This is a genomic window from Streptococcus sp. VTCC 12905 (assembly GCF_049893385.1).
Classification (GTDB): Bacteria; Bacillota; Bacilli; order Lactobacillales; family Streptococcaceae; genus Streptococcus; species Streptococcus suis_AA.
On sequence record NZ_JBMVJC010000034.1, the window covers coordinates 1 to 20,140 of the forward strand.

Annotated in this window: 19 protein-coding genes and 3 tRNA genes; 4 read left to right on the forward strand and 18 right to left on the reverse strand. The window is 35.5% G+C overall.

The window, feature by feature from the left end; genetic code table 11:
* Window positions 1-229 precede the first annotated feature (229 nt).
* From ftsH to ACPC58_RS10020, 17 genes are all read right to left on the reverse strand, one after another.
* Window positions 230-2,200, reverse strand: coding sequence for an ATP-dependent zinc metalloprotease FtsH (gene ftsH / locus ACPC58_RS09940; protein ID WP_277837642.1), 1,971 nt, complete (start codon window positions 2,198-2,200; stop codon window positions 230-232).
* Between the two features lie 21 nt (window positions 2,201-2,221).
* A complete protein-coding gene (gene hpt / locus ACPC58_RS09945) occupies window positions 2,222-2,764 on the reverse strand; it encodes a hypoxanthine phosphoribosyltransferase (protein ID WP_130555446.1) in 543 nt (180 codons plus the stop codon).
* Between the two features lie 7 nt (window positions 2,765-2,771).
* Window positions 2,772-4,040, reverse strand: coding sequence for a tRNA lysidine(34) synthetase TilS (tilS, locus tag ACPC58_RS09950; RefSeq protein WP_217374454.1), 1,269 nt, complete (start codon window positions 4,038-4,040; stop codon window positions 2,772-2,774).
* Complete coding sequence (locus tag ACPC58_RS09955; RefSeq protein WP_217374453.1) at window positions 4,041-5,321, reverse strand: serine hydrolase; 1,281 nt, start codon at window positions 5,319-5,321, stop codon at window positions 4,041-4,043.
* A 22-nt stretch (window positions 5,322-5,343) separates the two neighbouring features.
* Window positions 5,344-5,457 carry an SP_0009 family protein gene (locus tag ACPC58_RS09960; RefSeq protein WP_130555443.1) on the reverse strand — a complete coding sequence of 38 codons (114 nt, stop codon included), beginning with the start codon at window positions 5,455-5,457 and terminating at the stop codon, window positions 5,344-5,346.
* Window positions 5,450-5,821, reverse strand: a complete 372-nt coding sequence (locus ACPC58_RS09965; RefSeq protein ID WP_130555442.1) for an FtsB family cell division protein — start codon at window positions 5,819-5,821, stop codon at window positions 5,450-5,452. The genes ACPC58_RS09960 and ACPC58_RS09965 overlap by 8 nt, the downstream gene beginning before the upstream one ends.
* A complete protein-coding gene (locus ACPC58_RS09970; protein ID WP_130555441.1) occupies window positions 5,808-6,080 on the reverse strand; it encodes an RNA-binding S4 domain-containing protein in 273 nt (90 codons plus the stop codon). Before ACPC58_RS09970 ends, ACPC58_RS09965 begins: the two co-directional genes overlap by 14 nt.
* Window positions 6,081-6,130: 50 nt before the next feature.
* Entirely contained in the window at window positions 6,131-9,625 is a 3,495-nt protein-coding gene (gene mfd / locus ACPC58_RS09975) for a transcription-repair coupling factor (RefSeq protein ID WP_434065928.1), read from the reverse strand.
* Complete coding sequence (pth, locus tag ACPC58_RS09980; RefSeq protein WP_217374451.1) at window positions 9,625-10,194, reverse strand: aminoacyl-tRNA hydrolase; 570 nt, start codon at window positions 10,192-10,194, stop codon at window positions 9,625-9,627. The genes mfd and pth overlap by 1 nt, the downstream gene beginning before the upstream one ends.
* Before the next feature lie 587 nt (window positions 10,195-10,781).
* Window positions 10,782-11,897 carry a redox-regulated ATPase YchF gene (ychF, locus tag ACPC58_RS09985; protein ID WP_217374450.1) on the reverse strand — a complete coding sequence of 372 codons (1,116 nt, stop codon included), beginning with the start codon at window positions 11,895-11,897 and terminating at the stop codon, window positions 10,782-10,784.
* A gap of 85 nt (window positions 11,898-11,982) precedes the next feature.
* On the reverse strand, window positions 11,983-12,339 hold the full coding sequence (locus ACPC58_RS09990; protein WP_174846273.1) for a helix-turn-helix domain-containing protein: 357 nt from the start codon (window positions 12,337-12,339) through the stop codon (window positions 11,983-11,985).
* Window positions 12,340-12,440: 101 nt separating this feature from the next.
* Window positions 12,441-12,644 carry a DUF951 domain-containing protein gene (locus ACPC58_RS09995; RefSeq protein WP_024404576.1) on the reverse strand — a complete coding sequence of 68 codons (204 nt, stop codon included), beginning with the start codon at window positions 12,642-12,644 and terminating at the stop codon, window positions 12,441-12,443.
* 412 nt (window positions 12,645-13,056) lie between these two features.
* On the reverse strand, window positions 13,057-13,308 hold the full coding sequence (locus ACPC58_RS10000) for a hypothetical protein (protein WP_254451614.1): 252 nt from the start codon (window positions 13,306-13,308) through the stop codon (window positions 13,057-13,059).
* Window positions 13,309-13,399: 91 nt separating this feature from the next.
* A complete protein-coding gene (gene dnaN, locus ACPC58_RS10005; protein ID WP_217374447.1) occupies window positions 13,400-14,536 on the reverse strand; it encodes a DNA polymerase III subunit beta in 1,137 nt (378 codons plus the stop codon).
* Window positions 14,537-14,690: 154 nt separating this feature from the next.
* The gene (gene dnaA / locus ACPC58_RS10010; RefSeq protein ID WP_434065929.1) at window positions 14,691-16,055 is read right to left on the reverse strand and encodes a chromosomal replication initiator protein DnaA; all 1,365 of its coding nucleotides are present in this window, start codon (window positions 16,053-16,055) and stop codon (window positions 14,691-14,693) included.
* Window positions 16,056-16,256: 201 nt separating this feature from the next.
* The gene (locus ACPC58_RS10015) at window positions 16,257-17,015 is read right to left on the reverse strand and encodes a ParB/RepB/Spo0J family partition protein (RefSeq protein WP_434065930.1); all 759 of its coding nucleotides are present in this window, start codon (window positions 17,013-17,015) and stop codon (window positions 16,257-16,259) included.
* 62 nt (window positions 17,016-17,077) lie between these two features.
* The gene (locus tag ACPC58_RS10020) at window positions 17,078-18,247 is read right to left on the reverse strand and encodes a S1C family serine protease (protein WP_434065931.1); all 1,170 of its coding nucleotides are present in this window, start codon (window positions 18,245-18,247) and stop codon (window positions 17,078-17,080) included.
* Window positions 18,248-18,439: 192 nt separating this feature from the next.
* Here ACPC58_RS10020 and rlmH point away from each other — a divergent pair, with 192 nt between their 5' ends.
* Window positions 18,440-18,919, forward strand: a complete 480-nt coding sequence (gene rlmH / locus ACPC58_RS10025; protein WP_130554909.1) for a 23S rRNA (pseudouridine(1915)-N(3))-methyltransferase RlmH — start codon at window positions 18,440-18,442, stop codon at window positions 18,917-18,919.
* 27 nt (window positions 18,920-18,946) lie between these two features.
* Window positions 18,947-19,609, forward strand: a complete 663-nt coding sequence (locus tag ACPC58_RS10030; protein ID WP_434065932.1) for a YoaK family protein — start codon at window positions 18,947-18,949, stop codon at window positions 19,607-19,609.
* A 15-nt stretch (window positions 19,610-19,624) separates the two neighbouring features.
* On the opposite strand, the gene ACPC58_RS10035 is transcribed toward ACPC58_RS10030, so the two are convergent.
* A tRNA-Arg gene (locus ACPC58_RS10035) sits at window positions 19,625-19,698 on the reverse strand.
* Between the two features lie 142 nt (window positions 19,699-19,840).
* On the opposite strand from ACPC58_RS10035, the gene ACPC58_RS10040 reads away from it, so the two are divergent.
* Both ACPC58_RS10040 and ACPC58_RS10045 read left to right on the forward strand, forming a co-directional pair.
* Window positions 19,841-19,912 (forward strand) — tRNA-Glu (locus tag ACPC58_RS10040).
* Window positions 19,913-19,917: 5 nt separating this feature from the next.
* A tRNA-Asn gene (locus tag ACPC58_RS10045) sits at window positions 19,918-19,990 on the forward strand.
* The last annotated feature ends 150 nt before the right edge of the window (window positions 19,991-20,140 follow it).

Sequence of the window (20,140 nt, forward strand, 5' to 3'; positions counted from 1 at the left end):
ACCCTAAAAAATGCTTGGACTACAAGTCGCCGAGTGAATTTCTTATGGGTGGCTAATTTCAACTTGAAATTTGGGATACTATATTTTCAACTGTATTTTCATTTATTTTTGTACTAATATCTAAGAGAAGTTTCTTTGTATATTTCCCTAAATAACAAACATAGCGCTCTTAATCACGAGCGCTATGGAAATCTATTTTGAATAATCATTTATATTTTGAATTATTTTATTACTGATCATTCATTTTATTTTTTATCTCATCGTATGAAAGTGGATGGACATCGTCCTCACCATGTTCAGTATGCTCAGGCATTTTTCCTGTTTCATAGAGTGATTTTATTTGGACACTATCAAGTGTTTCATATTTGAGCAATGCCTCAGCGATGAGTTTATGCTTTTCACGGTTTGACTGGATAATATCTGCTGCTTTGTTTCGAGCTTCATTTAATAAGTCTCTGACTTCATTATCTAATTCATAAGCAGTCTGTTCTGAAATATATTTCTGAGTCGTTTGACCACCAAACATTGAATGGTTCCCTTCATACTGCATTGGACCCATTTTTTCACTCATACCATACTCTGCAACCATTGCACGCGCCATCTGCGTTGCTTGTTCGAAGTCGTTTGACGCTCCTGTGGTCTGTGTATTGAAGATAATTTCTTCTGCTACACGTCCACCCATAAGGCCTGCCAATTGTTCTTTCATATCATCTTTTGAAAGAAGCATTTGGTCTTCCTTAGGTAGTGCAATCATGTAACCTCCTGCACGACCACGTGGGACGATAGTTACTTTATGTACCACACGAGCGTTTGATAAAACAAGACCTACAATTGTGTGTCCCGCTTCATGGTAGGCAACTATTTCACGTTCTTTAGCAGACACCTTACGATCTTTCTTAGATGGACCTGCAATGACACGATCTTCTGCTTCATCAATATCAGATGCATCAATAATCGTTTTATTTCGTCGAGCTGCGACAAGTGCCGCTTCGTTTAGAACATTCTCTAAATCAGCTCCAACAAAACCTGGTGTTTGTTGTGCTACTAATTTTAAATCAACGTCTGCTGCAAGTGGTTTATTTTTAGCATGAACCTTAAGAATAGCTTCGCGACCTTTAACATCTGGACGGCCAACCAATACTTTACGGTCAAAACGCCCTGGACGAAGCAAAGCTGGATCAAGTACATCACTACGGTTTGTTGCAGCAATAACAATAATTCCTTCGTTTCCTTCAAAACCATCCATTTCAATCAAGAGTTGGTTAAGAGTTTGTTCGCGTTCATCATTACCGCCACCCATGCCGACGCCACGTTGGCGACCAACGGCATCAATTTCATCGATGAAAATAATGGCTGGGGCTACTTTTTTAGCATCTTCAAAAAGTGAACGTACACGACTAGCACCAACACCAACAAACATTTCAACAAAATCAGAACCTGAAATAGAAAAGAATGGTACACCGGCTTCACCAGCCACAGCTTTAGCAAGTAGTGTTTTACCTGTTCCCGGAGGGCCCTCTAAAAGGACGCCGGCTGGAATACGAGCACCTAATTTCGTGAAACGTTTAGGATCTTTCAAGAATTCAACAACTTCTACCAGTTCTTGTTTTTCTTCTTCTGCACCTGCGACGTCTGAGAAACGTACTTTTATATTGCTTTGTTCAAGAGCTTTAGCTTTGTTTCGACCAAAGTTCATTGCTCCGCGTGCTCCACCGCCACCTTGGTTCATCATCATCATGATAAATACACCAAAAATAATGAGTGGAACAAGATTTAACAAGATACTAAACCATAAGCCATTTGTACTCTCTGGTTTAACTGTAACTTTAACACCATGTTCATCCGCAAGTGTTTGTAATTCTGACAAACTTGTTTCAGATGGAAGTATTAGAGCCTTAAAGTTTTTATATTTGATTGTACTAGAGACTTGGAATAATTTGATAGAAGATGCGAGTTCATCATTAGCTTCTTGTTCTTCTTTATATGTACCTGTTATTTCGATGACACTTGAATCAGGTTGATATGTAATTTCAGATACATTGTCATTTTTTAATTCCGTAATGACTTGTGAATAGCTAATTTCTTGTGTTGCAACCTGTTGATCAGCATTAAAAAATTGAAAAGCTGTAACCAAGGTCGCTATAACGAGAATAATGAGAAAAGGATTTTTTATAAATCCTTTATTTGGTTGATTGTTCATAATATTATAAGAAACCTTTTTCTATTTTGTATAAACTTCCTCTTTGAGTACACCAACATAAGGAAGGTTACGGTAATTTTCGTCATAATCTAATCCAAACCCTACTACAAATTCATTTGGAATGGTGAAACAAGTATAGTCTGGTTCTATTTCAACAACACGACCTTCAGGTTTATCTAGAAGTGTAGCAATTTTAATTGATGCAGCTTGTCGCAACGCAAAGAGTTCTTTTAATTCTTTCAGTGTGCGACCAGTATCAATGATATCTTCTACAAAAATAATATGACGCCCAGCAACACTATTGTCTAAGTCTTTGATAATTTTAACTGTCCCACTACTTTCAGTACCACCATGGTAACTTGAAACAACCATATAGTCTGTTTCAATATGGGCATCAATATGTTTGATAAGTTCTGCCATAAAAGGAATAGAACCTTTCAAAATACCAACGAGAAGTGGCTTCTTATCAGCATATTCTTTCGCAATAATTTGTCCGAGTTCTTTACTTTTTTCGAATATCTCTTCTTCTGAAACAAGAATTTTCTTTATATCTTTGTCCAACATAGTTGTTCTACTCTTTCATTTTTATATATAAGGTAGCCTTAATTATATCATTCTTTGCAAATTTACTCAAATCACTAGTCACTAGTTTTACAATTCCGTATATTTTATCCGATTGTTCGATGATAATAGCCTCTTGTCTAATTTTTTGTGGAATTTTATGGTCAATAAACCAGCGACGGATTTTTTTAGTGATACCATTTACTAGGATAGTATCTCCTGCTTGTCTTCCTCTTAATAAAATTGGTTCATCTGTTGGAAAATAAATTACCCAATCCGCATCTTTTAAGGGGTAGTTCAGAGAAAAAATATAAGAATCATATGAAAAAATACCTTCTGATTTTATCACGATTTTTTTCTGTTGGCTATACGTCTCTGGTCCTATTTTATAGATACGAAAATTCTGATAGTTTTTCTCTAGTACATAGTCATTTTTTAATATATGATAATAGTTCTTATTCGATTGTAATATATGTATCAATTGCTCGAACTGAGAACGAGAGAGTTGTAAATCAGGAAAAGTATCTAAATACTCTTCAACTAAGACGCGTTGAACCGCAGGTGTCTGTTGTTGAAAACTTACCAAGTCAGTTGTTGATATATCCTTTGTTAAGTCTCGTAATGCTTGATAGATGTAATTGGTATCATCTGCTAGATGATTGAGTGCCACATCAATTTTAGGATTTTCTTGTTTAAACTGTGGAATGTAGTTATTTCTGACTCTATTTCGAAAATATCCCAAATCTGTATTACTACTATCTTCAAAGTGAAATAAGTCTTCAAACTCGGTTTTATGGAAAGATAGTAGTGGTCGTATAAGCTCACCTGAGGCAAAGGGTTGAATAGACTTAATGGCAGATAGGTGGCGCAGTCGACTCCCTCTTATCAAACGCATCAACACCGTCTCAGCTTGATCATCAGCATGATGGGCTGTGACTAGAGCAGTGTATCCCTCTTTCTCCATAACTTCAGCAAAAAATGTATAGCGCCATTTACGTGCTGCTTCTTCTGAAAATATTCCTTCAAAGCGGGATAAATAGAAAGGTACTTCACAATCTTTTGCTAACTGTTTGAGATATTTTTCCTCAGTAACAGATTCCTCTCTTTGTCCATGGTTGACATGGGCAAGTCCAAGTTCAATTCCTAATTCTTTACTGTATTCGTACAAGAGATGAAATAGATTCATAGAATCTAAACCACCTGATACGGCCACTAATACTTTCTTGTGTTTATCAAAAAAGTGACCTTCCTGTGTCACTTTTAAAAAATTTTTTTTCATTTATTTTAATATACCATAAATATCATTTGCGATTTGAGTAATCTCATCATAGCTTGATTTATCCGTAAAGATGGATAAAACAAAAGGAGATTCTGCATATACAATTGCCACATCATGTTTCACATCATCTGCATCACCAATCTTATGAGCAACTGGAACTGGAATATCTTTTGAAATGCGTTGGTTATCAAATTGGGTAGATAATAAACTTTCTATGACATAGCCATTTTGTTCATATAAGGCTTCCATCATTTTTCCTGCAACTTGAGCTGATGTTTCACGTGAAACCATATCCCATTTACTACCTGTAACAGCAGTCGTCACTTGAAAAAAATCATCATCAAATTTATTTGCTATATAATATGAAAGTAAATTACTTGCAACATTATCTGACTCTTTAGCTGTTTTATTGATTAATTCCTCAATGGTGTAGTCTTTGTTATCGGGTATTTTTGATAAGGAACCACTACCAGAGACTTTATATGCCCCATTAAATGAGATTGATTCTGCTGTATATTTGACTGTAGTGTTCAAAGCAACTTGACCAGCATTCAGTTGCTCTTGGACATAGTATAAAATAGGGAGCTTAGCAATACTTGCAGAATAAAATATCTTGTCTTGATTGACACCTGCTTCCGTTTCAGTTGTTAAATCTTTTACATAAATTCCTATATTATTTTTTGAATAGTTGCTACTCAGTAATGCTTGAACAGCTTCCATTCTATTGTCTTTTTCTGATAAATCTTTTAGTGAAATCCAGCCTTTATCACTGATATAGGCAAAGTCTCCAATGGCAGTTGTCGCAATTTTAGAAATGGTAATTGCTTGATAGGCCCGCAAGTCTGTTTTCAATTCCTTTGCTTGATTAGAAATTGGGGAAGACAATACAGTAAATCCTTGTTTAAGCCAATAAGTTTGTTCTACAGTGGATTCGGTCACAATCGTATCATCAAAGAGTAGCTGTTTACTTGCAAGAATATAGTGAGTATTATCTAATTGATACACTAACTCTTTCCTTTCATTGATTGCTACACCTGTGATAGAAAAATCTTGATTTGGTTTTATTTGTCCACTTACCTGAGTCAAGTTTACATCAGAATAGATACTTTCAGTTTGAAAAACATTTGGATTTTGAGGGATTGTTTGAAAATACTGATCATAAACAGTTTGCGTTAATTCATATTCTTCTTGCGCTGTGAGTTCAAACGGTATTTCAGTACTATCAACCACTTGCCATCCAAATAAAATTGGTAACAACCATACGATCAGTTTTTTCTGCATATTCCCTCCTTTCCTCTCTATTCTATGCTTCCTTTTCTTCTAGCTTCAGTTCCCTATTTTTTTTCGATAATTCTTCTAATTTTTCGTCAGAATGCTGTAAAAATTGCTCCACAATTTGTAAAATAGACTCAGTCATTCGGTAACCCTGGAATATTGTAGACAAATTCCCCTTCTTTAGAGTATTGATATTTTGCTCGAACATATTTGGTAGCATAATCTTCATCTTTTAATTTGGTTACCAATTGAGATTCTTGCTTTTCAACATCGACTAATTCTTCATACCGTGTTTCTAATTCAACCAATTTCTTTTCATTTTCTTGCAACTTACCATAGCTTTGAACTAAGTTGTAAGTAGGCAATATAAACAAAAAAATGACTAAAACAAGTATGGCTCCCATAAAACGATTTTTTCGTTGTCGTTCTTCGTGAAAATGTTGATTTTTTTGGCGTTCTGACTGAATAAACGAATTATTCAGTTGGAGGATGTTAGATTTTTTCATCTGTTTCTATCCTTTTTTCACTGATTATTTCATACATTTTCAGTGCATCTTCTTTTTTTGTAGAATCTTTCATTTCAAGTACTTTAACAGTGAGTAGTTTATTGCCGAATTGGATTTCAATCTGATCATTCATTTTCAAATCTGTTGAAGATTTTGCTAAAATGCCATTGACTTTTATTCTTCCCTTATCAGCTACTTCTTTTGCAACTGTTCGACGCTTGATAATGCGAGAAACTTTTAAATATTTATCTAGTCTCATACCTTTACCTCAAGTAAATATTCTACCATTTTTTCGATCAATTGAGAAATTTATTCTGCCTTTCTAGCCTTTATTTCTTGCAACTTTTCAGCAAAACAAATCATTTCTCCTAAAATCTCATATTCTTTTTTCTGTTGAACATTAAAAATAATTTCCAACTTTCCTCTATTTTCTGTTATCTGAGCTTTTAAATTAGTGGAAGAAAGTGCTTCGAAATAATCTTGCGTTAGAAAAATTTGACCTGCCATCGGTTCAAATGTGATAATCACCTGATGTTGTCGTTTTAAAACCGTACAACAAAAGACCTGGTCCAGGTAAGATTTAAGAAGTCCAATTTCAAGTAAGTATGCAACAACATCTGGATATTCACCAAAACGGTCTATCAATTCTTCTTGTAATTCTTGATAGTTTACACGACTGTCAATGCTCTTGATGCGTTTGTAAATTTCGATTTTTTGCCGTTGGTCAGCAATGTAGTCACTTGGTAGATAAGCATCAATCTGTAGGTTAATCTCAGAGTTGCTTTTCTGACGCTGAGCCGCCTTGCCTTGTTTTTCTAAAATAGCCTGTTCTAGCAATTGTGAATATAGTTCATAGCCTACAGAATCAATAAATCCTGACTGGGCAGCACCTAAAATATTACCTGCACCACGAATAGACAAATCCTGCATAGCAATCTTGAAACCTGATCCTAGTTCTGTAAAGCCCTTGATTGCCTCCAAACGTTTTTCAGCTACTTCTGTCAAGGACTTGTCTGGACGGTACATGAGATAGGCATAGGCAATCCGACTGGAACGGCCAACACGTCCTCTAAGTTGATAAAGAGTTGACAGTCCCATGTGATCTGCATTCTCAATAAACAGTGTATTAGCATTTGGAATATCAACACCTGTTTCGATGATTGTTGTGGTCACTATAATATCATACTCACCCTCTACAAAGGCATAGAGAGTATTTTCTAATTGGATCTCTGACATTTGACCATGAACATATCCTATAGTAGCTTCTGGAACTAATTCTTTTAATTCAGATACTTTCTGTTCAATGGTGTCAACTTTATTGTAAAGATAGTAAACCTGACCTCCACGATCAATTTCTCGTAGAACTGCATCTCGAATTACAGATGGATTTGTTTCCATCACATATGTCTGAACAGGATACCGATTGGTCGGTGGAGTCTCAATTACCGATAAGTCTCTTATCCCTAGCATAGACATTTGTAGAGTACGAGGAATTGGGGTAGCAGTCAATGTTAAGACATCAATTTTCTTTTTCAATTCTTTCAACCGTTCTTTATGTTTAACACCGAACCGTTGCTCTTCATCAATGACCAGTAAACCTAAATCTGCAAAAATAACATCTTTTGATAGAAGACGATGGGTCCCAATCAGGATATCAATTTGTCCTTTTTTCAACTTCTCAAGTGTTTTTTCCTGCTCTGCCTTTGTTTTAAAACGACTCATAACATCCACATTTACAGGAAATTCTGCAAATCGTTCTTGGAAAGTCACATAATGTTGTTGGGCCAGAACAGTCGTTGGTACAAGAACAGCAACCTGTTTGCCATCATTGACAGCTTTAAAGGCAGCACGCATAGCTACTTCTGTTTTACCAAAACCAACATCTCCTACTAATAAACGATCCATTGGAGAGTCTTTTTCCATGTCCTTCTTAATTTCATCAATGGAACGAAGTTGGTCGTCGGTTTCCACATGTGTAAAGTAGTTGTCAAACTCAACCTGATTCTCATCATCTGGTGAAAAGGCAAAGCCTTTTAGTTGGCTACGCTCAGCATATAGTTTAATTAAATCATCTGCTATATCTTCTACTTGTTTTTGAACTTTTTGTTTTGTTCGCTGGAAACGACCATCATTTAATTTATTAACTTTTGGAGCTTTTCCATCAGATGCTAAGTATTTGGAGAGAAGATCTATTTGTTCGACTGGAATGGAAATTCGATCTGCATTTTGATATTGGACAGTCAGATAATCACGATGAATTCCTGAAATTTCGATGGTTTCAATTCCTAAATACTGACCAATACCGTGAACATGGTGAACTACATAGTCACCAACAGCTAGCTCACTATAGTCCTTTATGCGCTCAGCATTAGAAATATTCGTTTTTCGAACCTTACGCTTAATTTTTTTATTAAAAATCTCTTTTTCAGTAATCAAAACAAGCTTTTCATCCATCAGATGAAACCCAGCTGTAAATTGGCCAATAGTAACTTGTTGTTGACCTTCTACCAACTTATCTGATGGATAAGATGGTAGTTGGATATTATACTCTTGTAAAGATTTTTGTAAAGTATGTAAACTTGATTCAGAACTTGCTTGAATAATGACCGTATTCTTTGACTTAGCATACCGAGTCAATTCTTCCTTTAAAAGTGGAATTTGGTGGAAGAATTCTTGCATAGGGTATTGTGTAAATTGATAAAGTGCATCGAATTTTACATTTCCCAACCCCTTTTGAAAACTCGAAAAGAAGGTAGCAGGTTTATATTTTCTTAATTCTGAATACGTTGATGCAAAATACTTAAGACTTGACACGGATTTACTATTTTGTAAATCATCTGTCAATAATTCAGCAACCTCTTTTTCAAACTGTGCTTGTTTGTCAGCAATTTTATGAAAATCATCTAAAAATACAGGAGAACTCTTAGGTAGATAGTCCAATAAGGTCCATGATTTTTCATATAAAAAAGACAAGAATTTACGCAAGTCTGGATGTCTATACTCCGCTTGCATATCTGCTAATACTTCGCGTAAATAAGACTGCTGATCTTCTATACTTGAATGTTCAATGGCTATTTGAATTTTTTGTCTCGCTCGCTTAAAATCTTCCGAAGACAAAAGGATATCTGAAGCAGGAGAAATGATGACTTTATCTAGATTTTCTAAAGATTTTTGACTATCCACATCAAAAATTCGAATACCATCAATCTCGTCTCCAAAAAATTCCAAGCGATATGGTGAGTCTGCTTGCATATCAAAAATATCTAGTATATCACCACGTTGGCTAAATTCTCCCTGTGTTAAGACACGAGACACTTTCTTATAACCAATATTAACTAGTTTCTTTACAAGAGTGTCAACTTCAAATTCTTGACCTATTTCAATTTGAATCTTCGCATTTTTATAGGTTACTGGATTTGGCAATAAAACCCTACAAGCTGCCATACTGACAACAATAATACCTGACCGAGTGGTGTCAGTCAAAAAATTCAAGCTATCAATTCTTGACTGGATTCGTTCTTTTGAGGCAAATATAAACTCTGCAATCGGACTATCGTCTGTAAAGAAGTTGTAAACATTCTCACTGCCAATTATCGCTGTTAAATCTGCTACTAGCTTTTCAGCTTCATTCTGACTAGCAGTCACTATCATTATTTTCTCTGCTAGACAATCATAAGCAGTAGCCATGACTAAAGATTTACTCGTTCCAGAAAGCCCTAACAGCAATTGCCTAGTTGATTTATTCAATCCCGACTGCCATTGGTGGATTTGCTTATTCTTGTGAAGAATATCTAATATATTCATTATCCGTTAAACTTTCTCATAATTGCTTCAAAATCATCTTCTTCTAAATAAAACTTGACAGCACTGTAAAGTTTATCTAGTGCTAAATCAATTTCAATGCGATCCTCTGCATCAAATCCTGATAAGACATGATTGACAACACTCATCTTCCCTTTAGGGCGACCAATTCCAATTTTAATCCGATCGAATTCTTGTGTTCCAATATATTTAACGATAGATTTTATTCCATTATGGCCGCCAGAAGAACCTTTTTGGCGAAAACGAATTTTCCCAACAGCCATATCTAAATCATCGTATGCAACTAAAATATCTTTTTCGTTTAAACCATAGTAGGTCATCAGAGCATGGACAGCTTTTCCTGACTCATTCATAAACGTAGTTGGTTTAACTAAAAAGATTTTTTCTCCATCTATGAAAGTTGTTGCAATATCAGCTTGAAAAATCTTATCGTGGGTAAAGGTTACATTTTCACGCTTAGCAATTTTATCAATAAGCATAAAACCAACATTATGCTTGGTTTCAAAATAACGGTCTCCTGGATTCCCTAGACCAATAATCAATCGTGTCATTTATCCTCCTTATTGTCATTTAGTTTATCTTTTATTACTTCATTGAACCGTTTCCTTATTTCCAGATGAGGCTAGGCTCAAGCCCAGGACAACTTCTCAGAGTTCGTGTCAACATCTCAGCGCAGTGGTTGATTGCTCTAACAATCTGGGAGATTGTTAGAGGTAGGAAATAAAACAAACGAAGTTTGTGTCAAAATAGTCCAGTGGGGTGGATTAAAACAGTCAGGGAAGTGACTGTTTTAACCCGAGCTAAAAAAATAAAAGCGAGGCTCGTTTGGGAAACTGTTTCAGCTGGTCACTGTAAAATTAGAAGGTGACCATAGAAGCCCGAACCTACATATTTGGAAGTGATGGGGTACTCTTTTTGACCTGGTCAAGTTCTTTCCCACTCACTTTGCTGTACTCTAGTACTGCAAATAGTTCGATGCCTAGTGCTAAAAACAAACTAAACAATTAGAAATACCAAAAGGCTGGAAAATACTTCCCAACCGAATACTAGTCCTATTATTCTACGAACTCTTTTTATATCGATTCCTCTACCTAAGCACTTTGTAAATACAGCATTAGAGAATGGGAATTGTTGGCTATCAGACATTAAAACGGAACTCCATGATATCACCATCTTGAACGATATAATCTTTTCCTTCTTCACGAAGACGTCCAGCTTCCTTTACAGCCTTTTCGCTACCATACTTGATTAAATCATCGTAGGACATGGTTACTGCTCTGATAAAGCCTTTTTCAAAGTCTGAGTGAATAATACCTGCAGCTTGAGGTGCTTTAATCCCCCGTTTGAAAGTCCATGCACGTACTTCCTTCTCTCCTGCTGTAAAGTAAGTACCTAATCCAAGTAAGTGGTAGGCTGCACGGGTTAATTTGTCCACGCCAGATTCTGTTAAACCAAGAGCTTCCAAAAACTCACCCTTGTCTTCATCATCTAGTTCTGAAATTTCTTCTTCTGCACGCGCAGAAATCACCACCACTTCTGCATTTTCTGTCGCAGCAAAATCACGAATTTGTTGGACATATGCGATAGTGTCTGGATTAGCTACCTTATCCTCATCAACATTGGCTACGTAGAGTACTGGCTTAGTAGTCAAAAGGAACAACTGTTTCACAATCTCTTGTTCCTCATCAGTAAATGATACGGTACGGGCAGATTTTCCATCTTCTAAAACTGGCTTAATTTTTTCAAGAACCGTAAATTCTGCTATAGAATCCTTGTCTTTTTGAGTACGGGCCATTTTTTCAACACGCGCATAACGCTTGTTGATGCTCTCTAGGTCCGCCAAAATCAATTCTAGGTTAATGGTATCAATATCTGCGATTGGATCCACAAATGCATCTTCACGGCCTTGTTCACGCATGACATTTTCATCATCAAAAGCACGAACAACGTGAACGATGGCATCCACCTCACGGATATTGGCCAAGAATTTATTTCCAAGCCCTTCACCTTTTGAAGCACCTTTGACGATACCAGCAATATCGGTAAATTCAAAAGTAGTTGGCACTGTTTTTTTAGGGGTAATGAGTTCGGTCAATTTTTGTAACCGCTCATCAGGTACTTCCACCATACCGACGTTCGGATCAATTGTTGCGAACGGGTAGTTTGCTGCTTCCGCTCCTGCCTTTGTAATTGCATTAAATAAGGTTGATTTACCTACGTTAGGTAAACCTACGATTCCTGCTGTTAAAGCCATGTTTATTACTCTCCAATTAAAAATTCGATCATTACTATTATAGCAGAAAGTTTGAAAAAAAGCTTGCGAATCAACAAGCTCTCTATCATCCAAAAATAGATGGCAAAATATGAGGTAGAAACCAAGATAAAAATCCCAAAATAGAGAGCACTATCCACCAATAGCCAGCAATAAATTGCCAAATATCCATTTTTTGCTCTGCTGTTTGATATGCTCTTGTTGTCTTGGTATTGTTCTCAGGCTCTTTTCCTAAAACCAGATAGTCCAGACTGACATTAAAAATTTCTGCCAGCTGGACCAGTTTATCAATATCTGGCGTTGCTTCACCATTTTCCCATTTGGAAATAGCCTGACGGGAAATATAGAGTTTCTCTGCCAGTCCATCTTGGGATAGATTCTTAGCTGTGCGTAAAGCTCGAATTTGTTGGGCTAATTGAGTCATGATAGATTCCTCCTGATTTCTAAGTTTAGTATAACTTAGACATGAGTCGCTGACTAGCAATACTTTAGAAATGTTCGCAACCAACGGTTGCAAGTTGTCAACTAGCCTTCGCTTGGCAGAACTTTCTTCATTTTTTTCTCAAAATCATGCCGGCTCATCATCACTACATGGTCACAGTTGCTGCAGCGGATTTTGATATCCGCTCCTAGACGGATTACTTCCCACTTATTGGCCTTCTTTCCGGTCGATTTGATGACACAAGCATGAGGCTTTTTCATTTCAACAAAGGATCCTAATTGATACATACTTCCTCCTTAAAGATACATACTTCTTTCTTGATAGATTAAACTTACTTCGTTTGCTGTAGTAATCTCTCCATCCATCTGTAATAAAAGTTTTTCATTTGATTTAAGTACTACGTGTAAACGAGTTAGATGACGAATAGTTGGTGATAATTCATGCTTTTTCAAAACCATAGATAACAATGACTGAACTCATTGAAAAAACGAACCATTCTCAAAGTAAACAAGATCAATTTCTTTCTTTTTAGCACTTGCTGTTGACCAAATCATAATTCCACCACCAAAATAACTACTGTTGGCTATCGAAAGAAAAAAGAGATTGTCTAATGGATAGGATTTTTCATCAAGAATCACTTATATATTAATGGATTGCTTTGAAAATAGGGTTCTGATATTAAAAAATAAGTAAGTTAATTTACCTAATTTTATTTAAAATTCTTTTTAAAGCTGAATCTGTAGAACTATTGATTACTTGTGCTGCAAACCCAATATCCATGCTATTCACAACTGTTCCAAAAGAACTCTGTAAAACATATATGCTTTGTCTTTTTCCCTCTAGGATTGAGTCTATAATTGAAAATTGCGGATAATTATCCTTAATGCTTGATACGATGCTATTGGCAGTATGGCTACCTGCATTCGGATTTGCTAAGATATATAAAGTCATCTATTTCCCATCACTAGTCACATTCATTATTACAGAGTATTATTTTTTTAGTATAACATAAAAACGGCCTATTTGGCCGTTCTTGTTCATATTAGTTTGTGCGAACTGGGGTTATTAATTGAATAAAGTCTTCACCATCATTATTTGGCACCAAGGTAAATGGTCGAACTGAAGAAATGAAGCTAATTTTCACTTGTTCACTAGTTGTAGCTTTCAAAGCTTCAATCAAATAAGTTGGATTAAAGCTGATTACTAAGTCCTCACCTAATACTTCGACGGTGTCTAATTCTTCATTCACCCGTCCAACTTCTGGCGAATTTACGTGGGCAGAAACTTTGCTATTGGTAATCTCTAGTTTTACAGTACCATTTTGAGTAGCATTTGACAGTAAGCGTGCGCGTTCCATAGAGTGGCGTAAGGAAGAAGTATTAAAAACAACTGTTGTTTTATATTCTACTGGAATCAAACGATCAGTATCTGGATATGTTCCTTCTAATAGCCGAGTATAGAAGCTAATTGATTCACTTCTAAATAGAATTTGATTATTGGAGAAGAATACTTCTACTGTCTCAATATCATCTGTAAAGACAGCTGTAAATTCACGAAGGGATCGACTTGGGATTACAACATCAAAGTCATCTCCTGATGTGTCTAATTCTAGTTTACGTTGACTCATTCGGTGCGAGTCTGTTGCTACTGTTTTTAGATTCTTATGTTCTGTCAGAACAAAGTGAACACCGGTCAAAATTGGACGACTTTCCTGGGTAGAGGCCGCAAAGGCTGTTTCATTGATGGTTTGTCTAAGTGTACTTGTTTCTAATATCAGAGGTTTTGAGGTAGGAACTTCCTGTAAACGAGGATATTGCTCAGAATCTTTCCCTTTTAAAGTAATTTCAGATTTTCCACTGGTTAAAACAATTTGCTTTTGTTCAATCTCAGCGAAATCTAATACTAGATCCGGCATGCTAGAAACAACATTGATGAAGAATCCAGCTTCTAAAAGAATAGAACCTGGTGAAGAGATTAATAAACCAGCATTTTCATCCTGAGTGGAAATATAGTGTTCAATTGAAATTTGTCCATTTGAACCTGTTAAAGTAATTCCTTCACTTGTTACTGAAATTTTAACAGTTGAAAGAATTGGAATAGCATTCTTACTACTGATAGCTCTTTTAGTAACATTCAATGCTTGTAAAAAAATAGTTTTATTTATTGAAAATTGAATCATGGATTCTCCTTTATTTAGTATCTATAAGGTTAATAGTAATAGTAGGTTCTGTGAAAAGTGTGGATAACTTAAAAAACTATAGATAAATCAAGGATTTCTACTTGTTCACAAATTGTGGATAACTTGGCGGGTTTTGATAGAAGTTATCCACAACTTAGCGGATTTTATTTTTTATAGCAGTTATCTCTATTTCTAAATTATCGTCATCTAACAAGAGAGATTTTATTTTATTGTAGGCATGCATGACAGTTGTATGGTCTCTATTACCAAATTCTTTTCCTATTTTTGGAAGAGAGTTATCGGTCAATTCTCTTGCTAGATACATAGCCACCTGGCGCGCGTGAACAATATGTTGCACTCGTTTAGAGGCCTTCAATTCTTTTACACTAACACCGTAAAAATTGCTTACCTCATTTTGAATTTTTTCAATTGGTATGACTAGGTTTTGAGGACTTGTTTGTTTTCTAGAACGAATAGCCTCTGCTGCAACTTCAACGGTAATTTCAGAAAGATTTCGCATGGAGGCCAAAAGATTAATATCTTTCAATGCTCCTTCTAAATCACGAACGTTGGAATCAAATTGTCCTGCTAGATAAGAGAGTGTCTCATTGGTGAATGTATAGGGCGATTCATCACATTTATTTCGTAGAATCGCAATTCGCGTTTCGTAATCTGGCGGAGTTATTTCACTTGTTAATCCCCATTTAAAACGTGTTACCAAGCGCTCTTCAATGTTATCTAAGAAATCAGGGTTTCTGTCACTTGTCAATACAATTTGTTTATCTTTGGTGTGGAGTGCATTAAATGTATTGAAAAACTCTTCTTGCGTAGAGGCCTTATTTTTCAATGATTGAATGTCATCAATGAGTAGCAAATCTAGATTCCGATAGGTCTTCTTAAAACTATCCATATCGTTTAATTGCAGATGTTTTAAAAAGTCATTGATAAAGGTTTCTGAAGAGACATACTTAATTCGCGCGTGAGGGTTATCACTTAATACCTTATTTCCAATTGCATTCAAAATATGTGTCTTACCGAGTCCTGGGCCTCCAAAAATAAATAATGGATTGTACAAGCCTCCCAGATTGTCAGAGACAGCCAGTGCGGCTGCTTTTGCCCATTGATTATTGTCTCCTTGCACAAAGTTTTCAAATGTATATTGAGGTTTAATATCAGGATGAACAGTAGGAAGAATTTCAGCAGGTGCAGCCTCAGCTATGTTATTTTCTATTGGTTGTATTGCCCCACTCTGAGGAGTATATTGTGTAGTTTCTTCAGTAAACTGGTACAGAATCGTAATAGGTTCACCGTATACTTCAAAACTTGCAGCTACCATTAATTCTTCAAAATTCTTTTCCCAAAATTCTTTTTTGAAGTCACGATTCAGAAATATTTTGGCAGTATGATGTTGAATAGTAAGTAGTTTTGCATCAGCAACGTAAAAGTCATATACAGACGGTTTAAAATTCGATTGCACCAATTCTAAAAAACGATGCCAAAAACGTTGTTCTTGATTCATAACATCCTCCCTTCTTTTTATTATCGTCCTAATAGTTTACCATAAAAAAGAAAAGTTTTCCACAGGTGTTAAAAAAATCCACACTGTTTATAAAAGTTATCCACAATATGTGAATAAATCAAATAAACAGTCTATACGAGTGAATTTCTTAAACATTTTCTTGTGGAAAACCTTGTATATAGAATAAAAATATAAACAATGCTATTTCAGACTGTTGATAATTCTTTCAAATTCTTCGATGTTTTGAAAGTGAATAGTCAGTTGTCCCGATCCATTTTTCTTTTGTTGGATTGTTACTTTGGTTCCAAGTAGTTTTGCTAATTTCTCTTCTTCTTCTGAAATAAATTGGTTGGATTTTCTAATTGTTTTTTTCTTTTTAGAGGATAGTATTGTTTCTAACTTTCGTACGCTGATATCCTTTTCTTGGATTTTTTGAACCCATTCTGCTTGTTGTTTCTCTGATAGTGCTACTAGCTGTCTAGCATGCCCTTGTGTGATTTTTCCTGTTTCTACTGCTTGCCTCGTAGATTCGGATAAATGGAGTAAACGAAGAAGATTAGTGATATATGGTCGTGATTTTCCCATGATTTGGGCAATCTCATCATGTGTTAAGCCTTTTTCTATCAACTTTTCGTAGGAATGAGCCTCTTCAATAGGATTGAGGTCAGAGCGTTGTAAGTTTTCTATGATAGCTTGGTAGAGTAAATCATCATCAGATAGTTGCTTGATGACTGCTGGAATCTCTGTTAATCCCGCTAGTTGACTAGCTCTTAATCGTCTTTCACCAGCAAGTAACTCAAAACCAATCAGCGGTGATCTGCGAACAATAATAGGTTGAATGACGCCATTTTCTTTGATAGATTGAGCTAATTCCAATAATTTTTCTTCATCAAAATGCAATCTTGGTTGATAGGGATTGGCCTGAATGTCTTTTATTTTGAGATAGTGTAGTTCTTCCATACGGTTATTCTAACAAAAATAAATAGACTTTACAATTGTGTAAAGTCTATTTAAACATTATCTTATGACAAATCATCCGTTGAATGTGTCAACTTAATGTCAACAGTCATTTTCTTATTATTTCTATAATAGGTAACAGTTATGGTGTCGCCAATTTGATGCTTGTAAAGTTCACTTTGTAAATCACTCTTATTTTCAATAGTTTCACCATCGATTTCAATAATGACATCATATGGTTCAAATTTTCCATCAGCTGGTAAACCTGGTTGAGTAGATACAATTAGTACTCCAGATGTTAAGTCTGTATTTGCTAATCCTGCTTTTTCTAATTGACTAGTAGATAGGTCTGTTAGATTGACCATTTGTACACCAAGAGCTGGACGAGTAACTTTCCCATTTGTTTCTAATTGATTAATAATCTGTACAACATCATTTGAGGGAATTGCAAAGCCCATTCCTTCTACTGCAACTCCTGAACTAGAGGTTATTTTACTTGAGTTGATACCGATAACTTGTCCTTGAATATTGATAAGTGGTCCACCTGAGTTACCTGGGTTAATGGCTGCATCAGTCTGGATAGCATTTATTGAGACTGTTTGGCCATCTTCTGTTTGTAAAGTTACTGTACGACTGAGACTAGAAATAATCCCCTGGGTTACTGTATTTGCATAGACACTTCCTAATGGGCTACCAATTGCAATCGCAGTTTCTCCAACTTTAATTGTGTCTGAATTAGCAAATTCAGCAATAGTGGTCACTTTATCTGCAGCAATTTTGATAACAGCAATGTCTGAATAAGTATCTGCACCTACGAGTTCTCCGCTAAGCTTTTCTCCAGAAGCCAAAAGTATATCGATTTTTTCAGCACCTGAAATTACGTGGTTGTTTGTAACAATATATGCTGTATCACCATCTTTTTTATAAATAACACCTGAACCTTCTCCAGCAACAGCTAGCTCATCTGAACTTTCAATGTTACCAAAAATAGAACTGAGGCTATTCGATGATTGAGTTTGATAATTGATAACGGAGACAACAGCATCTTGAACTTTTTCCACAGCTTGAGTGGTGGAAGTATCGTTGCTATTTTGAACATTGCTTACACTGGTTGTATTTGCTTGATTTGAAGTAGAATTTCCTTGAGTCAGAGTTGATGAAGCAAAGTAATACCCACCAATTCCTCCTAAAAATCCAACAAAAAACAAAATAACAAATTTCAATAATTTTTTCATTAAAAGATTTCTCCTAGTTTCCCAATTTCGCTTTAAGATTACAATTACTTTCTTAATTATAACATAAATTTTTCAAAAATCAATCCACAAGCTGTGGATAACTTTTACTAGTATGTGAATAACTACAGATTTATAGAGAATTTTTTATAATCAACTACTGAGAATAGCCTGTGGATATGTTACAATATTTTTATGAAAATAAAATTGATAACCGTTGGTAAACTGAAAGAAAAATATTTAAAAGATGGTATAAGCGAATATGCAAAGAGGTTGGGAAGGTTTGCGAAGCTTGAATTCATAGAACTACAAGATGAAAAAACACCAGACAATGCTAGTCAGGCAGCGAATGAACAAATTCTGAAAAAAGAGTCTGATCGCATTATGTCAAAAATCTCTGATCGAGAATTTGTTATTGTATTGGCGATTGAAGGAACTCAATTCCCTTCAGAGGAATTTAGTAAAAAATTAGATACTATTACAACTAGTGGCTATTCAGATATTACATTTGTTATTGGTGGAAGTTTGGGATTAGATTCTGTTGTTAAGAACAGGGCAAATTTATTGATGAGTTTTGGAAAATTGACCCTACCACACCAATTAATGCGATTAGTATTGATAGAGCAAATTTATAGGGCTTTTATGATTCAGCAGGGAAGTCCTTACCATAAATAGTTTCATGTGAAACATGGGAGACAAAGAGTGAGGAAATATAGAGTTTTTGAAGGACTTCGTATCGCAAGTTGTTTAACTTTTATAAGTGGTTATCTAAATGCTTTTACATATTTAACTCAAGGTGGTCGCTTTGCAGGTGTTCAATCAGGAAATGTTATTCTTTTAGCTAATCAATTGGGACAAGGGAATTTTACAAATACCATCCATTTTCTAATTCCTATTTTCTTCTTTGTATGTGGGCAATTTTTTACCTATTTGGTGAAAAATTACTTTCTAAAAAGACACTATCCCTGGCATTTAGGTAGCAGTGTCATTATGTTATGTTTTGTATTAATTGCTGTTATACTGACACCGGTCATGTCTTCATTTTATACCATGGCTATCTTAGCTTTTGTAGCTTCTATACAAGTTGAAACATTTAGAACTTTAAGGGGTGTTCCATATGCAAATGTAATGATGACTGGTAATGTCAAAAATGCAGCCTTTATTTGGTTCAAAGGAATAATAGAAAAAAATAAGAAGTTGATAAAGATAGGACGAAATATATTTATAACCATAATTAGCTTTATGCTTGGGGTTATTTGTGCTACAATCTTGTCCAGAATGTTTCATGAATATGCTTTGGTTGAGGTTACACTTCCTATGATGTATGTGACTTACAAATTATGGCAAGAAAAAAATCCCACCTAATCTGATGGGATAAAATGATTCCAGCAGGATTCGAACCTGCGACCGTTCGCTTAGAAGGCGAATGCTCTATCCAGCTGAGCTATGGAACCGCTAGTAACCATTTTATTTTACATTAAAGGGTTCAGTCTGTCAAGTTGATAAAAATAGTAAAAATATATTGACAAAAGATTGGAGCTATATTATACTAAATATTGTTCTGTAGAATAAATGATATTGTTCTGTAGAATAAATGGTCCGTTGGTCAAGGGGTTAAGACACCGCCTTTTCACGGCGGTAACACGGGTTCGAATCCCGTACGGACTATTTTTTCCGCCATAGCTCAGTCGGTAGAGCGCATGACTGTTAATCATGATGTCACAGGTTCGAGCCCTGTTGGCGGAGTAAGAACGTGTAGGAAACCTTGAGAAATCAAGGTTTTTTTGTTTTCTTAAATAGAAAAACCGAGAAGTATTATTGATATACTCCCCTTATAGTGGACAGTGAAAAAATAAAAATTTTCACTAGAAACTATAAGGGGAGTTTTATTATGTC

Coding starts and splice junctions, on each gene's coding strand:
- ftsH (WP_277837642.1), bottom strand. CDS start 2,200: ATGAACAATCAACCAAATAAAGGATTTATAAAAAATCCTTTTCTCATT.
- hpt (WP_130555446.1), bottom strand. CDS start 2,764: ATGTTGGACAAAGATATAAAGAAAATTCTTGTTTCAGAAGAAGAGATA.
- tilS (WP_217374454.1), bottom strand. CDS start 4,040: ATGAAAAAAAATTTTTTAAAAGTGACACAGGAAGGTCACTTTTTTGAT.
- ACPC58_RS09955 (WP_217374453.1), bottom strand. CDS start 5,321: ATGCAGAAAAAACTGATCGTATGGTTGTTACCAATTTTATTTGGATGG.
- ACPC58_RS09960 (WP_130555443.1), bottom strand. CDS start 5,457: ATGACTGAGTCTATTTTACAAATTGTGGAGCAATTTTTACAGCATTCT.
- ACPC58_RS09965 (WP_130555442.1), bottom strand. CDS start 5,821: ATGAAAAAATCTAACATCCTCCAACTGAATAATTCGTTTATTCAGTCA.
- ACPC58_RS09970 (WP_130555441.1), bottom strand. CDS start 6,080: ATGAGACTAGATAAATATTTAAAAGTTTCTCGCATTATCAAGCGTCGA.
- mfd (WP_434065928.1), bottom strand. CDS start 9,625: ATGAATATATTAGATATTCTTCACAAGAATAAGCAAATCCACCAATGG.
- pth (WP_217374451.1), bottom strand. CDS start 10,194: ATGACACGATTGATTATTGGTCTAGGGAATCCAGGAGACCGTTATTTT.
- ychF (WP_217374450.1), bottom strand. CDS start 11,897: ATGGCTTTAACAGCAGGAATCGTAGGTTTACCTAACGTAGGTAAATCA.
- ACPC58_RS09990 (WP_174846273.1), bottom strand. CDS start 12,339: ATGACTCAATTAGCCCAACAAATTCGAGCTTTACGCACAGCTAAGAAT.
- ACPC58_RS09995 (WP_024404576.1), bottom strand. CDS start 12,644: ATGTATCAATTAGGATCCTTTGTTGAAATGAAAAAGCCTCATGCTTGT.
- ACPC58_RS10000 (WP_254451614.1), bottom strand. CDS start 13,308: ATGACTTTATATATCTTAGCAAATCCGAATGCAGGTAGCCATACTGCC.
- dnaN (WP_217374447.1), bottom strand. CDS start 14,536: ATGATTCAATTTTCAATAAATAAAACTATTTTTTTACAAGCATTGAAT.
- dnaA (WP_434065929.1), bottom strand. CDS start 16,055: ATGAATCAAGAACAACGTTTTTGGCATCGTTTTTTAGAATTGGTGCAA.
- ACPC58_RS10015 (WP_434065930.1), bottom strand. CDS start 17,015: ATGGAAGAACTACACTATCTCAAAATAAAAGACATTCAGGCCAATCCC.
- ACPC58_RS10020 (WP_434065931.1), bottom strand. CDS start 18,247: ATGAAAAAATTATTGAAATTTGTTATTTTGTTTTTTGTTGGATTTTTA.
- rlmH (WP_130554909.1), top strand. CDS start 18,440: ATGAAAATAAAATTGATAACCGTTGGTAAACTGAAAGAAAAATATTTA.